This window comes from Brachybacterium sp. AOP25-B2-12, assembly GCF_052378625.1.
In the GTDB taxonomy this organism is placed as follows: domain Bacteria; phylum Actinomycetota; class Actinomycetes; order Actinomycetales; family Dermabacteraceae; genus Brachybacterium.
The window spans coordinates 126,631-141,695 of record NZ_JBQSXW010000005.1 but is presented as its reverse complement, the minus strand read 5'-3'; the positions used below and the strand labels follow the sequence as shown (position 1 = coordinate 141,695).

13 protein-coding genes are annotated in these 15,065 nt (G+C 72.5%); 3 read left to right on the top strand and 10 right to left on the bottom strand.

What is annotated here, in order from left to right; translation table 11 throughout:
• Positions 1 to 8: 8 nt before the first annotated feature.
• From ACT3TZ_RS05650 to ACT3TZ_RS05640, 3 genes are read right to left on the bottom strand one after another with little or no spacing between them, the layout of a single operon-like run.
• Positions 9 to 929, bottom strand: a complete 921-nt coding sequence (locus ACT3TZ_RS05650; protein ID WP_444582419.1) for a MaoC/PaaZ C-terminal domain-containing protein — start codon at positions 927 to 929, stop codon at positions 9 to 11.
• A gap of 5 nt (positions 930 to 934) precedes the next feature.
• Complete coding sequence (locus tag ACT3TZ_RS05645) at positions 935 to 2,287, bottom strand: 3-oxoacyl-ACP reductase (RefSeq protein WP_444582418.1); 1,353 nt, start codon at positions 2,285 to 2,287, stop codon at positions 935 to 937.
• A 53-nt stretch (positions 2,288 to 2,340) separates the two neighbouring features.
• Positions 2,341 to 3,720 (bottom strand): acetyl-CoA C-acetyltransferase, encoded by a 1,380-nt coding sequence (locus ACT3TZ_RS05640; protein ID WP_444582417.1) that lies wholly within the window; start codon positions 3,718 to 3,720, stop codon positions 2,341 to 2,343.
• A 75-nt stretch (positions 3,721 to 3,795) separates the two neighbouring features.
• Between ACT3TZ_RS05640 and ACT3TZ_RS05635 the strand changes: the two genes are divergently transcribed.
• From ACT3TZ_RS05635 to purL, 3 genes are all read left to right on the top strand, one after another.
• Positions 3,796 to 4,503: a TetR/AcrR family transcriptional regulator gene (locus tag ACT3TZ_RS05635; protein ID WP_444582416.1), complete on the top strand. Its 708-nt coding sequence runs from the start codon at positions 3,796 to 3,798 to the stop codon at positions 4,501 to 4,503.
• On the top strand, positions 4,500 to 6,638 hold the full coding sequence (locus ACT3TZ_RS05630) for an acyl-CoA dehydrogenase family protein (RefSeq protein WP_444582415.1): 2,139 nt from the start codon (positions 4,500 to 4,502) through the stop codon (positions 6,636 to 6,638). The genes ACT3TZ_RS05635 and ACT3TZ_RS05630 overlap by 4 nt, the downstream gene beginning before the upstream one ends.
• Before the next feature lie 129 nt (positions 6,639 to 6,767).
• Complete coding sequence (gene purL / locus ACT3TZ_RS05625) at positions 6,768 to 9,113, top strand: phosphoribosylformylglycinamidine synthase subunit PurL (RefSeq protein ID WP_444582414.1); 2,346 nt, start codon at positions 6,768 to 6,770, stop codon at positions 9,111 to 9,113.
• A 129-nt stretch (positions 9,114 to 9,242) separates the two neighbouring features.
• Here the strand turns inward: purL and ACT3TZ_RS05620 are convergent, their stop codons facing one another.
• From ACT3TZ_RS05620 to infA, 7 genes are all read right to left on the bottom strand, one after another.
• Positions 9,243 to 11,348, bottom strand: a complete 2,106-nt coding sequence (locus ACT3TZ_RS05620) for an N-acetylmuramoyl-L-alanine amidase (protein ID WP_444582413.1) — start codon at positions 11,346 to 11,348, stop codon at positions 9,243 to 9,245.
• Between the two features lie 280 nt (positions 11,349 to 11,628).
• Positions 11,629 to 12,135 carry a 50S ribosomal protein L17 gene (gene rplQ, locus ACT3TZ_RS05615; protein WP_444582412.1) on the bottom strand — a complete coding sequence of 169 codons (507 nt, stop codon included), beginning with the start codon at positions 12,133 to 12,135 and terminating at the stop codon, positions 11,629 to 11,631.
• A gap of 27 nt (positions 12,136 to 12,162) precedes the next feature.
• The gene (locus tag ACT3TZ_RS05610) at positions 12,163 to 13,161 is read right to left on the bottom strand and encodes a DNA-directed RNA polymerase subunit alpha (RefSeq protein ID WP_444582411.1); all 999 of its coding nucleotides are present in this window, start codon (positions 13,159 to 13,161) and stop codon (positions 12,163 to 12,165) included.
• Between the two features lie 126 nt (positions 13,162 to 13,287).
• A complete protein-coding gene (gene rpsK, locus ACT3TZ_RS05605; protein WP_444582410.1) occupies positions 13,288 to 13,695 on the bottom strand; it encodes a 30S ribosomal protein S11 in 408 nt (135 codons plus the stop codon).
• A 100-nt stretch (positions 13,696 to 13,795) separates the two neighbouring features.
• Positions 13,796 to 14,170: a 30S ribosomal protein S13 gene (gene rpsM / locus ACT3TZ_RS05600; protein WP_444582409.1), complete on the bottom strand. Its 375-nt coding sequence runs from the start codon at positions 14,168 to 14,170 to the stop codon at positions 13,796 to 13,798.
• Between the two features lie 252 nt (positions 14,171 to 14,422).
• The gene (gene rpmJ, locus ACT3TZ_RS05595; protein ID WP_444582408.1) at positions 14,423 to 14,536 is read right to left on the bottom strand and encodes a 50S ribosomal protein L36; all 114 of its coding nucleotides are present in this window, start codon (positions 14,534 to 14,536) and stop codon (positions 14,423 to 14,425) included.
• 70 nt (positions 14,537 to 14,606) lie between these two features.
• On the bottom strand, positions 14,607 to 14,828 hold the full coding sequence (infA, locus tag ACT3TZ_RS05590) for a translation initiation factor IF-1 (RefSeq protein ID WP_444582407.1): 222 nt from the start codon (positions 14,826 to 14,828) through the stop codon (positions 14,607 to 14,609).
• Between the last annotated feature and the right edge of the window lie 237 nt (positions 14,829 to 15,065).

Below are 15,065 nucleotides of genomic sequence, written 5' to 3'. Positions count from 1 at the left end.
GCGCATGCTCACCCGAGGGTCTCGACCTCGATCGTGAACGCGGGGCGCGGGGCCCTGCCCTCCCGGGCGGGCTTCCAGCCGACGGCCCCCGTGCGCGGGCGCCCGCCGACCTCGTCATCGGTGTAGCCCACGAGCACGGTGCCGGGGATGGTCACCGGCGCGTCGAACGTCGCGTCCCAGCGGAAGGGCCGATGCAGGTCCACCCGGGCCCCGGAGAACGCCCGGGATGCGGTGTACATGCCATGGGCGATCGCCGAGCCGAACCCGAACGCCCTCGCGCCGAGCGCCGAGACGTGGATGGGGTTGGCGTCCCCGGAGACCTGCGCGAAGCGGCGTCCGATGTCGGCCGGGAGCGTCCAGCGGGCCGACACGGCCGGGGGCACGAACTCCTCGCGCTCGGGCCGCTGCCCCGCGGAGCCCTCGCCGCGGGCGAGGTAGGTCGAGACGTCGGTCGCGACGATGTCGTCCCCGCTGGTGATCGTCGTGACCGCCTCGAAGGTGCGTCCCCGGTGGTGGGGTCGCAGACCCTGCACGCGGCACTCGACGTCGACGGTCTCGCCCACGTGGATGGGCCGATGCTGGAGGATCCGGTTGGACACGTGCACGACGCCCGGCAGCGGCGCCGGGAAGCCGGGGCGCGCCATGAGGGCCAGGGACACCGGGAAGGCGAGCACGTGCAGCACGCCGGGGTGCACGATATCCGTCGCCGCACCGCCCACGAGGTGGTCGAAGGCGGCGGCGCGATCGGGGTCGATCCGCACGTCGCGGACGCGGTAGGCCACGTCCGGCAGCTCGCGGGAGCGGCGCACGCCGGGACGCGGCGCGATCGCGGCGGCCCAGACGGCCGGGAAGCTGGGCACGTCGCGCAGGTCGCGGATCCGTCCCGTCCCGGCGGCGGCGCGGGCGGTGTCGGGGGTGTCCGTGCTCATGCCGGTCACCGCCCCACGAGGTTCTGGCCGCACACCCGCAGGGTGTCCCCCTGGATGCCGCCCGCGGCCGGGGAGGCGAGGAAGGCGACGGCCTCGGCGACGTCGACCGGCAGCCCGCCCTGCTGGAGGGAGTTGGCCCGGCGAGCGATCTCCCGCGGCAAGGGCGGGATCTTCGCGGTCATCTCGGTCTCGATGAACCCGGGCGCGACGGCGTTGGCGGTGCCGCCGTGCGCGGCGAGCTGTGCGGCCAGCGCCGGGACCAGCGAGATCACGCCCGCCTTGGAGACGGCGTAGTTGGTCTGGCCGCGGTTGCCCGCGATCCCGCTCGTCGAGGCGAGCGAGACGAATCGGGGGTCCGTGCCCAGCACGTCCTGGGCGCCGAGCAGCGCCGCGTTGATCGCGATCTGGGAGGAGAGGTTCACGGCGATCACCGGGTCCCAGCGATCGAGCGTCATGTTGGCGAACAGCTTGTCGCGCGTGATCCCGGCGTTGTGCACGACGATGTCCAGGTGCAGCCCGCGCTCGCGGCAGAACGCCAGGAGCCGGTCCGGGGCGCTCGGCGCGGTGACGTCGAGCTGGATCGGCACGCCGTGCAGCTCATTGGCCAGGCGGGCCAGCTCGGTGCCCGCCGCGGTGACGTCCAGCAGCACGAGGTGCGCGCCGTCGGCGGCCAGGGTGCGGGCGATCGCGGCGCCGATGCCGCGGGCGGCGCCGGTGACCAGAGCGGTGCGTCCGGCGAGCGGGCGCCGGGGGTCCGCGGGCAGGGTCCCGGCATCGGTGGAGACGGTGAGGAACTGCCCGTCGACGAAGGCGCTGCGGGCCGAGAGCAGGAAGCCGAGCGCCCCGGTCACCGACGGTGCGTCCAGGGCGATGCCGTCGGCCACCAGGATCCCGTTGGCCGTGGCGCCGCGACGGACCTCGTGGCCCAGGGAGCGGACGAAGCCCTCGACGCCGCCGCGGGCGGCCTCGGTGGCGGGGTCCTGGGCGCCGCCGGTGGCCGGGCGGGAGATGGTGACGATCCGTGCGCCGGGCGCCAGCGAACGCATCGCCCCGGCCAGCGGGAGCACGATGTCGCCGATGTCGGTGGGCCGGGCGATCTCGTCGAGCACGATGACGACCGAGCCCACCTCGCGGAGGTCCTCGAAGCGGCGGCGCACGTCGGCTCCGCCGTCCAGGAGCCCGGCGGCGATGGTCTCGGCGCCGGTCCCGGCGCCCAGGACCACGACGGGGTCCAGGACCGCGGCGGTGCGGTCGCCGCGCCGCGGGAGCCGGGAGGGCCGGGGAAGGCCCAGCTTGGTGGCGATCGCGCGCCCGGGGCCGGAGCGGACGAAGCGGGTGTAGGGATCGGTGGTGGGCATGCTGTTCTCCTGGGGGATCGCTGCGGCCGGTCGGGGTGCGGGGCGGGGCTCGGTCACGCGACGGATTCGAGGAGGGCGACAGTGCCCTGCCCGCCGGCGGCGCAGATCGAGATGAGGCCGCGCTGGGGGCGGCCGGTCTCGGCGGCGCGGGCGTGCAGCAGCTTGGCGAGGGTCGCGACGATCCGACCGCCCGTCGCGGCGAAGGGGTGCCCGGCGGCCAGCGAGCTGCCGGCGATGTTCAGGCGGCTGCGATCCACGGTGCCGAAGGCGCCGTCGCGGCCCAGGCGCTCGCGCCCGAACTCCTCGGACTCCCAGGCCGCGAGGGTCGAGAGCACCGTGGAGGCGAAGGCCTCGTGGATCTCGACGAGGTCGATGTCCTCGAGGGTGAGACCGTGGGCGTCCAGCAGCTCCGGCACGGCGTACGCGGGGGCCATCAGCAGGCCCTCGTCGCCGTGGACGAAGTCGACGGCGCCAGCGCGGGCGTCGACGAAGCGGGCCAGCGGCGTGAGCCTGCGCTCGGCGGCCCACTCGCGGGTGCCCAGCAGCACGGAGCTCGCCCCGTCGCTCAGCGGCGTGGAGTTGCCGGCGGTCATCGTCGGCTCGGCGACCTGCGGGCTGCGGGTGCCGAAGACGGGCTTCAGGGAGGCGAGCTTGTCGAGCGTGGATCCCGGGCGCAGGTTCTCGTCGCGCGCGAGTCCGCGGTACCCGGTCACGAGGTCGTCCAGCAGACCGCTGTCGTAGGCCGCGGCGAGGTGCTGGTGGGAGGCGAGCGCGAGGGCGTCCTGGTCCTCGCGGCGGATCCCCCAGCGGGCGGCCGTCTGCGCCTGGTGCTCACCCATCGAGAGGCCGGTGCGGGGCTCGGCGTTGCGGGGCGGCTTGGGGGCGAGATCGGCCGGGCGCAGGCGCGAGAGCGCCTGCAGCCGCTGCGCCGGGGTCTTGGCGGCATTGACGGCGTGCAGGATCCGTCGCAAGCGGTCGGAGACCTCGATGGGGGCGTCCGAGGCGGTGTCGACGCCGCAGGCGATCGCGGAGTCGATCTGGCCCAGGCGGATCGCGTTGGACACGTGCACGACGGTCTCCAGGCCGGTCGCGCAGGCCTTGGAGAGGTCGATCGCGGGGGTGCGGGGGTCCAGCGGGGTGCCCAGCGCGCTCTCGCGGGTGAGGTTGAGATCCGCCGCCTGCTTGAGCACGGCGCCGCCGGCGACCTCGCCGAGGCGCGCGCCCTGGAGGCCGTACCGGGCCACGAGGCCGTCGAGTGCGGCGGTCAGGAGATCCTGGGCCGAGACGCGGGCGTAGGCGCCGCCGCTGCGGGCGAAGGGGATCCGGTTGCCGCCCAGCACGAGGGCGTCGCGCAGCACCTGCGGTCCGTCGTGCGGGGCCGCGGGCGCAGCGGTCGTGGTGGTGCCGTCCTGGGTGGTGCCGTCGTGGGTCACAGCCAGTGCCTCTCCCGGGGCGGCGATCGGCCGCCCCTTTACATAGAACCGTCGGTACTTGGTACTCTAGGTTCCGTGAACGGTGACACGCAAGCCCCGACGATCGACGCGACCACTCCCCCGACGGCATCCGTGCCGGTCGCGGGTTCGGAGCCGGAGGTCCCGAGCGTCGACGGCCGCTCCTCGCGCTGGGCCCGGCACCGCGAGCAGCGCCGTGCCGAGATGCTCGACATCGCCCGCCACCTCATCCACGCCCAGGGGCCCGACGTGACCATGGAGGACATCGCCGCGGCCTCGGGGACCTCCAAGTCCATCGTCTATCGCTACTTCGCCGACAAGGCGCAGCTCCAGCGGGCGATCGGCATGCACATCCTGTCCGGCATGCACCGCCGCCTCGTCCAGCAGCTCGACCAGCTCGAGGCGGACTCCGGCGCCGCCGCGGGCCCCGAGCAGCGCATCCGGGCGATGATCTCGGCCTACGTCGCCGCGGCCGAGGCCTCCCCGCACGTCTACCGCTTCGTCACCCGGCCCAGCGAGGGCCTCAACCACTTCCTCGTGTCCGTCGCCCGCCTCGTCGCCACCGCCCTGCCGTCCGGCATCCCGGCCGCGAGCGCACAGGTCTGGTCCTCCGGGGCCGTCGGCTTCGTCCAGGGCGCCGTGGACCGCTGGATGACGGCCGAGGACGAGGCCCCCTCCCACATCAACGCCGAGGAGCTCACCGACGAGCTCCTCGCCTGGCTCATGCACGGAATCCTGCCGCACCTCAAGGAGAATCACCGATGACCGCTCCCGCCGCCCGCGCCCTGCCCGACACCCTTCCCGCCGCCGGCACCTCGCCGACGCCCACCGGTCCGATCCCGGTGCCGCCGCCCGGCTCCCCCCGGATCGACGTCCCGGCCCTGACCGAGGTCCTGCTGGGCTCGTGGGCGGAGGTCCGCCGCGCCGCACGCGACCGGGTGGCCCGCCCCGAGCTGCAGAGGGTCGAGGACCTCACCGTCGCGCAGCACCGCGAGCGCGTGTTCACGCAGATGCAGCTGCTGGCGGACGAGGGCGTCTCGCGGATCATGCTCCCGGAGTCCCTCGGCGGACCCAACGACAACGGCGGCAACCTCGCGGGCTTCGAGGAGCTCGTCATGGCCGACCCCTCCCTGCAGATCAAGGCAGGCGTCCAGTGGGGGCTGTTCACCTCCGCGATCCTCCAGCTCGGCTCGCGCGAGCACCACGAGCGCTGGATCGAGGACGCCATGTCGCTGCGGACGCCCGGCGCCTTCGCGATGACGGAGATCGGCCACGGCTCGGACGTCCAGTCCCTCGCGACCACGGCGACCTATGACGCCGAGACCGAGGAGTGGGTGCTGAACACCCCCTTCCGGGCCGCCTGGAAGGACTATCTGGGCAACGCCGCCATCCACGCCCGCGCCGCCACCGTGTTCGCGCGGCTCATCACCCAGGGCGTCGACCACGGCGTGCACTGCTTCTACGTGCCCGTCCGCGACGCCGACGGCGCGCTCCTGCCGGGGATCAGCTCCGAGGACGACGGCCCCAAGGGCGGTCTGAACGGCATCGACAACGGGCGCCTGGCCTTCGACCACGTGCGCGTCCCGCGGACCAACCTGCTCAACCGCTACGGCGACGTCGCCGCCGACGGCACGTACACCTCCCCCATCGAGTCCCCCGGGCGTCGGTTCTTCACGATGCTGGGGACCCTCGTCCAGGGCCGCGTGTCCCTCGACGGCTCCGCGATCCGGGCCAGCCAGCTCGCGCTGGAGATCGCGATCCGCTACGCGACCCAGCGCCGCCAGTTCACGGGAGCCTCCCCCACCCAGGAGACGGTGCTGCTGGACTATCAGAGCCATCTGGCCCGCCTGCTCCCCAAGCTCGCGGCGACCTATGCCGGGGCCTTCGCCCACGAGGAGCTGCTCCACGCCTTCGACGACGTGTTCTCCGGTCGCGGCGACACCCCGGAGGCCCGCGAGGACCTCGAGACGCTCGCGGCCGCGCTCAAGCCCACCTCGACCCGCCTCGCGCTGGACACCATCCAGGAGTGCCGCGAGGCCTGCGGCGGCCAGGGCTTCCTCGCCGAGAACCGCTTCGTCGGGCTGCATCACGACCTCGACGTCTACGCGACCTTCGAGGGCGACAACACCGTCCTGCTGCAGCTCGTGGGCAAGCGTCTGCTCGCCGACTACACGAGCGACCTCAAGGCGATCGACGCCGCGGGGATCGGCCGCTTCATCGCCCAGCGCGCCGAGGCGCTGTCGCGGCGGCACACGCCGTGGAACCGTCTCGTGCAGAACGCCTCGGACGCAGGCAGCGCCCGGCGCTCCTCGCAGTCGCTGCGCAGCGCGGAGTTCCAGGAGGCCATGCTCACCGAGCGCGCCCGCCTGAAGGTCGAGGAGGTGGCGCTGGCCCTGCGCTCCGCGAGCGGCAAGGCCCCCGACGAGGCCGCCGCGATCCTCAACAAGCACCAGGTGGAGCTCCTGGACGCCTCGCGCGCCCACGCCGACCTCGTGCGCTGGCGGGCCTTCACCGCCGGCATCGAGGGCATCGCCGACGAGGGCACCCGCGCGGTGCTCACCGACCTCCGCGACCTGTTCGGGCTCACCCTCATCGAGGACGACCTCGCCTGGTTCCTCCTGGACGGGATGATCTCCGCCCAGCGCGGTCGGGCGCTCAAGAAGGACGTGCTGCGCCTGCTGTGGCGCCTGCGCCCCCACGCCCTGGACCTCGTCGACGCCTTCGGCCTCGAGCCCGCGCACGTGCGCGCGCCGATCGCCCTGGGTGCCGAGCACGAGCGCCAGGAGGAGGCGGCCGCGTACTTCCGCCGTCTCCGCGCGAGCGCCGACGCCCCCGTGAGCGAGAAGGCGCTGCACAGGGCACGCCGGGACGAGGAGCGCCGCGCGCGGTCCCGCTCCTGAGCGTCCTCCGGTGCGGGGCCCCGGTCGTAGGATGGTCGTCGGGTCCCCCGCCCCGGGACGGGCCCGTCCTGCCGACGAGCGGCCCCCGTCGGGTCCGCGCGAGAGACGAAACGGATCACGACGCGAGCGATGAGCGAGCCCACCTCGGCCCACGGCCCCGCAGTGCACCCTGACACCACCGCGCCGCGGGAGGACATCGACACCGTCGAGGACGCGCAGTCCACGCCGGACCGCCCCCAGCCCTTTGCGGAGCTGGGGCTCAAGGACGACGAGTACGCGCGGATCCGCGAGATCCTGGGGCGCCGCCCCACCAACGCCGAGCTCGCCATGTACTCCGTCATGTGGTCCGAGCACTGCTCGTATAAGTCCTCCAAGAAGCACCTCGCGGTGTTCGGGGAGACCACCACCGAGGCGATGCGCGAGCACCTGCTGGTGGGGATCGGCGAGAACGCCGGCGTCGTGGACATCGGCGACGGCTGGGCCGTGACATTCAAGGTCGAGTCCCACAACCACCCCAGCTACGTCGAGCCCCACCAGGGCGCCGCGACCGGCGTCGGCGGGATCGTCCGCGACATCATCGCGATGGGCGCGCGCCCCGTGGCGGTCATGGACCAGCTGCGCTTCGGCGCGATCGACGCCCCCGACACCGCCCGCGTCGTCCACGGCGTCGTCTCCGGGGTGGGCTCCTACGGCAACAGCCTGGGTCTGCCCAACATCGGCGGCGAGACCGTGTTCGACCGGGCCTATCAGACCAACCCCCTGGTCAACGCGCTGTGCGTGGGCGTGCTGCGCCACGAGGACATCCATCTGGCCTCGGCGACCGGTGCCGGCAACAGGATCGTGCTGTTCGGCGCGCGGACGGGCGGCGACGGGATCGGCGGGGCCTCGATCCTGGCCTCGGAGACCTTCGACGAGGGCGGACCCGTCAAGCGCCCGAGCGTCCAGGTGGGCGACCCCTTCATGGAGAAGGTCCTCATCGAGTGCTGCCTGGACCTGTACGCCGCAGGCGTCGTCGAGGGCATCCAGGACCTGGGCGCCGCAGGCATCTCCTGCGCCACGAGCGAGCTCGCCTCCAACGGCGGCTCCGGCATGCACGTGCACCTCGAGGAGGTGCTGCTGCGCGACCCCACGCTGACGGCCGGCGAGATCCTCATGAGCGAGTCCCAGGAGCGCATGATGGCCGTCGTCCGGCCCGAGCGGCTCGAGGAGTTCCTGGCCATCACCGGGCGCTGGGACGTCGAGACCGCCGTGATCGGCGAGGTCACCGGCGACGGCCGCCTGACGATCGACCACTTCGGGAGCCGGATCGTCGACGTCGACCCCGTGACCGTGGCCCACGGCGGCCCCACCTACGACCGGCCCTACGCCCGGCCGGCCTGGCAGGACGCTCTCCAGGCCGACCGCGCCGAGGACCTGCCGCGGCCCACCGACCCGGCCGCGATCGCCGCGCAGGTGCGGACGCTGCTGGCGTCCCCGAACCTCGCCTCCACCCGCTGGATCACCGACCAGTACGACCGGTACGTGGGCGGCAACACCGCGCTGTCCATGCCGGACGACGCCGGGATCCTGCGCGTCGACGAGGCCACCGGGCGCGGCGTGGCGCTCGCGACCGATGCCAACGGCCGGTACACCAAGCTCGATCCCCGCACCGGCGCCCGGCTGGCCCTGGCCGAGGCGTACCGCAACGTCGCGACCACGGGTGCCGTACCGCTCGCGGTGACCGACTGCCTGAACTTCGGCTCCCCCGAGGACCCGGGCCCGATGTGGCAGCTCGTCGAGGCGATCGGCGGCCTCGCGGAGGGCTGCCGGGAGCTCGGCGTGCCCGTGACCGGCGGCAACGTCTCGCTGTACAACTCCACCGGCGAGCCCGGGCGCATCGACTCCGCGATCCACCCCACGCCGGTGGTGGGCGTCCTGGGCGTGCTCGACGACGTCGCGCGGCGCACCCCCTCGGGGTGGCAGGAGGAGGGACAGGCGATCTTCCTGCTGGGCACGACACGCGAGGAGCTCTCGGGCTCCGCCTGGGCCGATGTCATCCACGACCACCTGGGTGGTCTGCCCCCGCGCGACGACCTGCCCGCGGAGAAGGTGCTCGCCGAGATCCTCGTGGCGGCCTCGCGCGACGGCATGGTCGACGCCGCCCACGACCTCTCCGAGGGCGGGCTCGTGCAAGCCCTCGTCGAGTCCGTGTGCCGCTTCGGCGTCGGGGCCCGGATCGTCCTGGACGACCTCCTGGCCCGCGACGGCGTGGACGTGCTGACCGCCCTGGTCGCGGAGTCCTCCGCGCGGGCGATCGTTGCGGTCCCCCGCACCGAGGAGGTCCGCTTCACCGACATGTGCACAGCGCGGGCCTTCCCGCTCGTGCGGATCGGCGTGACCACGGGCGACGCCCTCGAGCTCCAGGGCGTGGACACGATCGCCGTCGGGGACCTCCGCGCGCTGCGCGAGGAGACTCTGCGCCGCCGCTTCGGCTGAGCCGACCCCGGGACACGCCGTCGATTCCGCGGCGTGTCCCGGTCACCCGCTACCACCCGTCCCGAGCGGCGCCCGGGATGTCGATGCCGGCGGCATCGATCCCCTGGCACACGCGCGGATCGTCCGTGATCAGCGGGGCGACATGGTGACCCCTGCAGCGGGTGTCCAGGTGAGGTACCCACGCTCGAAGTCTTGGCGCGACCCGATCCCCATGGCACGCTCGGTCGAGGTCGGGTACCCGATCCAGTTCTCGGCGCCGCGGGCCCGGTACACGGGCAGCAGCGCCGCCCGAACCGGGAATGCGCCGGTCGAAGGAGACCAGTAGATGGTCCCATCGGCAAAGTCTTGCGCGGCCCCTCCTCGCACCAGACCGTTGCGCTCGGCGGTCAGAGGGGCGCCTCGGCCCGAGAACCTCCCCTGCGCATTCCACGCTCCGAAGAGCGCGCCGGCGACCACCACCGCCCCGCGTGCCGGTGTCCAGGCGATAATGCCGCGCTGGAAGTCCTGCGCACGTCCACCCGAGATGTCGTACTCCTGGGAGACCGGGTACCCCAGACCGCCCAGCGGCCCTTCGACCGCGTCATATCGCCCGCGTATCGCCCCGAAGAGCGAGAACGCGCCTGACGCGGGCGAGAAAAAGACGACCGTGTTCTGGAAGTCCTGTCGGACGCCGGACTGCGGGAATCCGATGCGCTCCTCGGAGACGGGTAGGCCGAACCAGCCCGCCGCACCGCCCTCCCGGGACCACCGGTCATGGATCGCCCCGAGGGTCACGCGTGCCCCGGTGCCCTGGGACCAGGTGATCTTCCCGCGCTCGAAGCTCTGCTGGCGACCGGCTCCCGCGTCTCCCTCCAAGGACGTCGGACGACCGATGCCCGCGGCGCCGCCAGCCTCCCACCAGCGGGCGGCGATCGCGCCGTACACGGGAAGATCCACCGGCACGCCCGTGGAATCCAGCACCTGGACCGTCCCCCCGGCCTCGACGATGGTGCTCCCGCTGGAGAGCACCGTCACCAGGCGGGAGCCGTCGACGTGGATGATCTCCGAGACCGTGCCGAGCCGCGCGGCCCCGCCCTTGTCGAGGTAGGCGAGATAGGAGCTCGTCCGATGGATGCCCAGGCGGCCCTGGACCAGGCCGCGCAGGCGCGGCAGCTGGGCGTAGCCCGCGGTCCCGGGGCAGTCCGTGCTCACGCTCCGGGCGTCCTTGTGCCCGAACACGCGAGGCTGGGTCTTGTCGTCCAGCTCGGTCGTGGAGCTCACGTCGTACACGTAGCTGCCGCCGAGCTTCCAGGCCATGACGTCGGCAACGGCGTTGAGCTGGGCATCCGTGGGCGGCGCGGACGTGGTCGAGCCGATCATCGAGACGCCGAAGGTGCCGGTGTTGGACCCGGTGGCGTGCGCGCCGACCACATGACGGGTCAGGCCCCCCGCACGCCCCTCGTAGATGGTGCCGAAGCGGTCCACGAGGGCGTTGTACCCGATGTCGTTCCACCCCTGGGACTGCGTGTGGTACTTCAGGATCCCGCGGAGGATCCCGGGCACATCCGCCGCGGAGTAGGAGTTGGACCCCTCGGTGTGGTGCAGCACGGCCGCCTTGAGCTCGGAGGCGTAGGACGGCTGCCCCTTGACGAGGGACTCGTCCGCGCCCCAGCCCGCACGGGTGACGACCCAGGGGGCGCCGATCCCCGGGACCAAACTCGAGCTGAGCGCCTGCGCGGAGCGCGCGGAGGGCCGGGGGGCGGCCTTCTCGTCGGCGGCGATCCGCGTGGTGGTGACGACGTGCGCGACGAGCTCGGCGGTGACGTCGGAGCCCGCGGACGTGGCCCGCACCTGGATCGAGCGCACGGGGCCCCCGAGCCACACGGCCTGGGTGCCCGAGGTCGTCCTGCCGTCCTCGGGGTCGGTGAGCTCGTCGAGCTCGAACCACGGGGTCCAGGAACCGTCCGCGACGAGCTCGCCCCGGGCCGCGATCTCGTCGGGCTGCTCCCCCGACCACGTGCATCCCACGAGCGTCGCCGCCTCGGTCGCGACCACCCGGACGGTCGCCCCGGAATCGGAGGTGGCCAGCGGCTGATCGGCCAGGGGGACGTCGACGATGGTCGTGCCGTCGTCCCCGGGGTCGGCGACCGCCGGGCCGGCCGTGGCCAGGAACGGGATCGAGACGAGTCCGGCCGCGATGAGGCAGCGGCGGGTGAGGGACGTGGGGGTGCTGTCGGGATCGACGGACGGTGTCATGGCGTCTCCAGGGCGGGATCGGGGAAGTGGGTGATGCGATGGCCGCTCGTCCGCACCGGGAGGCGGCCGTCCCCATTGTGAAGGCGCCGATCGCCCAGGTGCGGGAGACAGGCCCGGGGGGGGACCCGGGAAGACACGCAGGCCGACGGATCTCGTGAGGGGACGGGCAGGCGCACGGAGACGGATGCGATCGAGGCCCGAGAAGGGCCCGGGCATGCAGAAGGAGCCGTGATCCAGTGGGATCACGGCTCCTTCGCGGTGGGCGCTGGGCCCGGAGGGGTCAGGACTCGGTCGTCTCCGCGTCGTCCTTCGTCTCCTCGGCCGAGGTGGCCTCGTCGGTCGTCTCGTCCGCGGGCTTCGCGTCGTCGGCCTTGGCGGCGTTCTTGGCGGCGCCCTCGGCCTCCTTCACGACGGCCTGCTTGGGCGAGTACGCCTCCTGGACCAGCTCGATCACGGCCATGGGGGCGTTGTCGCCCTTGCGGGGCGCGATCTTGACGATCCGGGTGTAGCCGCCCGGGCGCTCGGAGAACGTCGGGGCGATCTCCTCGAACAGCGAGTAGACGACGCCCTTGTCGCGGACCGTGCGCAGGACGCGACGGCGCGACGAGAGGTCGCCCTTCTTCGCCTGCGACACGAGGCGCTCGGCGACGGGACGCAGGCGCTTGGCCCGCGACTCGGTGGTGGTGATGGACTTGTGGCGGAAGAGCTCCGTCGCGAGGTTCGCGAGGATCATCCGCTCATGCGCGGGGGACCCCCCGAGGCGGGCTCCCTTGCTGGGTGCAGGCATGTCGTTCTCCTAGGAAAAGATGAGGTCTCAGTACTGGTCGCCGAAGTCGTCCGAGTAGGACTCCAGGGCGGCGGACGGGTCGAAGCCGGCCGGGGAATCCTTCAGCGACAGGCCGAGCTCGGACAGCTTCGCCTTGACCTCGTCGATCGACTTCTGCCCGAAGTTGCGGATGTCCAGCAGGTCCGCCTCGCTGCGCGCGGTGAGCTCGCCGACGGTGTGCACACCCTCGCGCATGAGGCAGTTGTACGAGCGCACGGTGAGGTTCAGGTCGTTGATCGGCAGCGCCAGATCCGCGGCCAGGGCCTGGTCCGTCGGCGACGGGCCGATCTCGATGCCCTCGGCCTCCTGGTTGAGCTCGTGGGCCAGGCCGAACAGCTCCACCAGCGTCTTGCCGGCCGAGGCCACGGCATCACGCGGGGTGATGGCGGGCTTCGTCTCGACGTCGACGATCAGACGGTCGAAGTCGGTGCGCTGCTCGACGCGGGTGGCCTCGACCTTGTAGGTGACCTTGAGGACGGGCGAGTAGATCGAGTCGACCGGGACGCGCCCGATCTCCCCGTCGAAGCCCTTGTTCTGCGAGGCCGAGACGTAGCCGCGGCCGCGCTCGACGATCAGCTCGATCTCGAGGCGACCGCCCGAGTTCAGCGTCGCGATGTGCAGCTCGGGGTTGTGGATCTCCACGCCGGCGGGAGGGGTGATGTCCGCGGCGGTCACCTTGCCCTCGCCCTCCTTGCGGAGGTACATCACGACGGGCTCGTCGTTCTCCGAGGAGACGACGAGGTTCTTGACGTTGAGGATGATCTCGGTGACGTCCTCCTTGACCCCCGGGATGGTGGAGAACTCGTGGAGCACCCCGTCGATCCGGATGGAGGTGACCGCGGCGCCCGGGATGGACGACAGGAGGGTGCGGCGCAGGGAGTTGCCGAGGGTGTAGCCGAAGCCCGGCTCGAGCGGCTCGATGACGAACCGTGAGCGGTTGTCCGACACGACCTCTTCGGTCAGCGTGGGGCGCTGTGCAATGAGCACGGTGAATCCTTTCTGCGAGCGTCCGCCATATGACGCTCAAGAGGGGTGATGGCCTCTGAAGAAGGGTGGCTGGTCGCGGAGGACCGGCACACCGTGACCCGGGGTCACGAGGTGCCGGCCACCGGATCAGACGCGCCGACGCTTGGGCGGGCGGGTCCCGTTGTGGGGCTGCGGGGTGACGTCCTGGATCGAGCCGACCTCGAGGCCGGTCGCGGTGAGCGAGCGGATCGCGGTCTCGCGGCCGGAGCCCGGGCCCTTGACGAAGACGTCGACCTTCTTCATGCCGTGCTCCTGCGCGCGGCGCCCGGCGGCCTCGGCGGCCATCTGCGCGGCGTACGGGGTCGACTTGCGCGAGCCCTTGAAGCCGACCTGGCCGGCGGAGGCCCAGGAGATGACGGCCCCGGTGGGATCGGTGATCGAGACGATGGTGTTGTTGAACGTGCTCTTGATGTGAGCCTGGCCGCTCACGACGTTCTTCTTGTCCTTGCGACGCGGCTTGCGCGCGCCGGAGGCCTGGCGGATCTTGGGTGCCATGCGGCAGAACTCCTCGGGTGGGTTCAGGTGATCGATGTGCCGCGCGTCCCGCGGGTGCGGGGGGCGGCGAAGAACTGCTGGACCGTGCGGGCCAGCGGGGTCAGCGCGTCTTCTTCTTGCCGGCCACGGTGCGCTTGGGGCCCTTGCGGGTGCGCGCGTTGGTCTTGGTGCGCTGGCCGCGGACGGGGAGACCGCGACGGTGGCGCAGCCCCTCGTACGAGCCGATCTCCACCTTGCGGCGGATGTCGGCGGCGACCTCGCGGCGCAGATCGCCCTCGATCTGGAAGTTCGCCTCGATGTAGTCGCGCAGGGCGACCAGCTGCTCGTCGCCGAGGTCGCGGACGCGGATGTCACCCGAGATGCCGGTCGCGGCGAGGGTCTCCTGGGCGCGGGTGCGTCCCACCCCGAAGATGTACGTGAGGGCGACCTCGAGGCGCTTCTCGCGCGGGAGATCGACTCCTACAAGTCGTGCCATGGTGCAGTTCTCCTACTGTGTCGGAGGCCTGAACCACCACCTCGCACCGGCGTGGGGCCGTCCATGACGCCGTCAGGCGTCCGGTCCCGGGTGCGCCGCAGCCTCCGTGCTGCGGGTGTCCCTCATGCGCCGGAGCGCGCGGGGGCGGTGGTGACTCTTCATTTGTCGTGCCCCGGAGGGCGGTGCCCGGTCAGGTCGAAAGGACCTGGCGGGCGGTGCCGCGGAGGCGGCGGGGGCGTCGTGAGCGAGGGCTCAGCCCTGGCGCTGCTTGTGACGCGGGTTGGTGCAGATGACCATGACGACGCGATGGCGACGGATCACCTTGCAGTTGTCACAGATCGGCTTGACGCTCGGCTTGACTTTCATTGCTTCCTTCTCCAGATGCCCGTCCGTCCCACGGGGGCAGCTCTGCTGCTCCGTGCGGCGGCGCCGGCGGTCACTTGTAGCGGTAGACGATGCGGCCGCGGTCGAGGTCGTAGGGGCTGAGTTCGACGACCACACGGTCCTCGGGGAGGATCCGGATGTAGTGCTGCCGCATCTTCCCGGAGATGTGTGCGAGCACCACGTGCCCGTTCTCGAGCTCGACGCGGAAGCGCGCGTTCGCGAGCGCCTCCGTCACCGTGCCCTCGACCTCGATGACGCCGTCCTTCTTGGCCATTGATCCCCTATCCACCCGGCCCTTGTCGGGGCACGGGACATGCGCGTCGATCTCGTGTGCCGAGCACGGCGTCCGCGGCTCCGGACGTCCCCGACGGCAGTCGGGGCGGGTGCGGGGCCGGGTCGGGATCGCGATGACGGGCATCGGGACGTCCGGCCGGCCGGCCGCACGGAGCGCACGGGGCGCAGTGCTCATGGATGGGTGGGACCGAACGCGCACGGAACACACCCGATCGAC

Bases quoted from the DNA above. Each gene is read 5' to 3' on its own strand.
- ACT3TZ_RS05650 (WP_444582419.1), bottom strand. From the start codon at position 929: ATGAGCACGGACACCCCCGACACCGCCCGCGCCGCCGCCGGGACGGGA.
- ACT3TZ_RS05645 (WP_444582418.1), bottom strand. From the start codon at position 2,287: ATGCCCACCACCGATCCCTACACCCGCTTCGTCCGCTCCGGCCCCGGG.
- ACT3TZ_RS05630 (WP_444582415.1), top strand. From the start codon at position 4,500: ATGACCGCTCCCGCCGCCCGCGCCCTGCCCGACACCCTTCCCGCCGCC.
- purL (WP_444582414.1), top strand. From the start codon at position 6,768: ATGAGCGAGCCCACCTCGGCCCACGGCCCCGCAGTGCACCCTGACACC.
- ACT3TZ_RS05620 (WP_444582413.1), bottom strand. From the start codon at position 11,348: ATGACACCGTCCGTCGATCCCGACAGCACCCCCACGTCCCTCACCCGC.
- rplQ (WP_444582412.1), bottom strand. From the start codon at position 12,135: ATGCCTGCACCCAGCAAGGGAGCCCGCCTCGGGGGGTCCCCCGCGCAT.
- rpsK (WP_444582410.1), bottom strand. From the start codon at position 13,695: ATGGCACCCAAGATCCGCCAGGCCTCCGGCGCGCGCAAGCCGCGTCGC.
- rpsM (WP_444582409.1), bottom strand. From the start codon at position 14,170: ATGGCACGACTTGTAGGAGTCGATCTCCCGCGCGAGAAGCGCCTCGAG.
- rpmJ (WP_444582408.1), bottom strand. From the start codon at position 14,536: ATGAAAGTCAAGCCGAGCGTCAAGCCGATCTGTGACAACTGCAAGGTG.
- infA (WP_444582407.1), bottom strand. From the start codon at position 14,828: ATGGCCAAGAAGGACGGCGTCATCGAGGTCGAGGGCACGGTGACGGAG.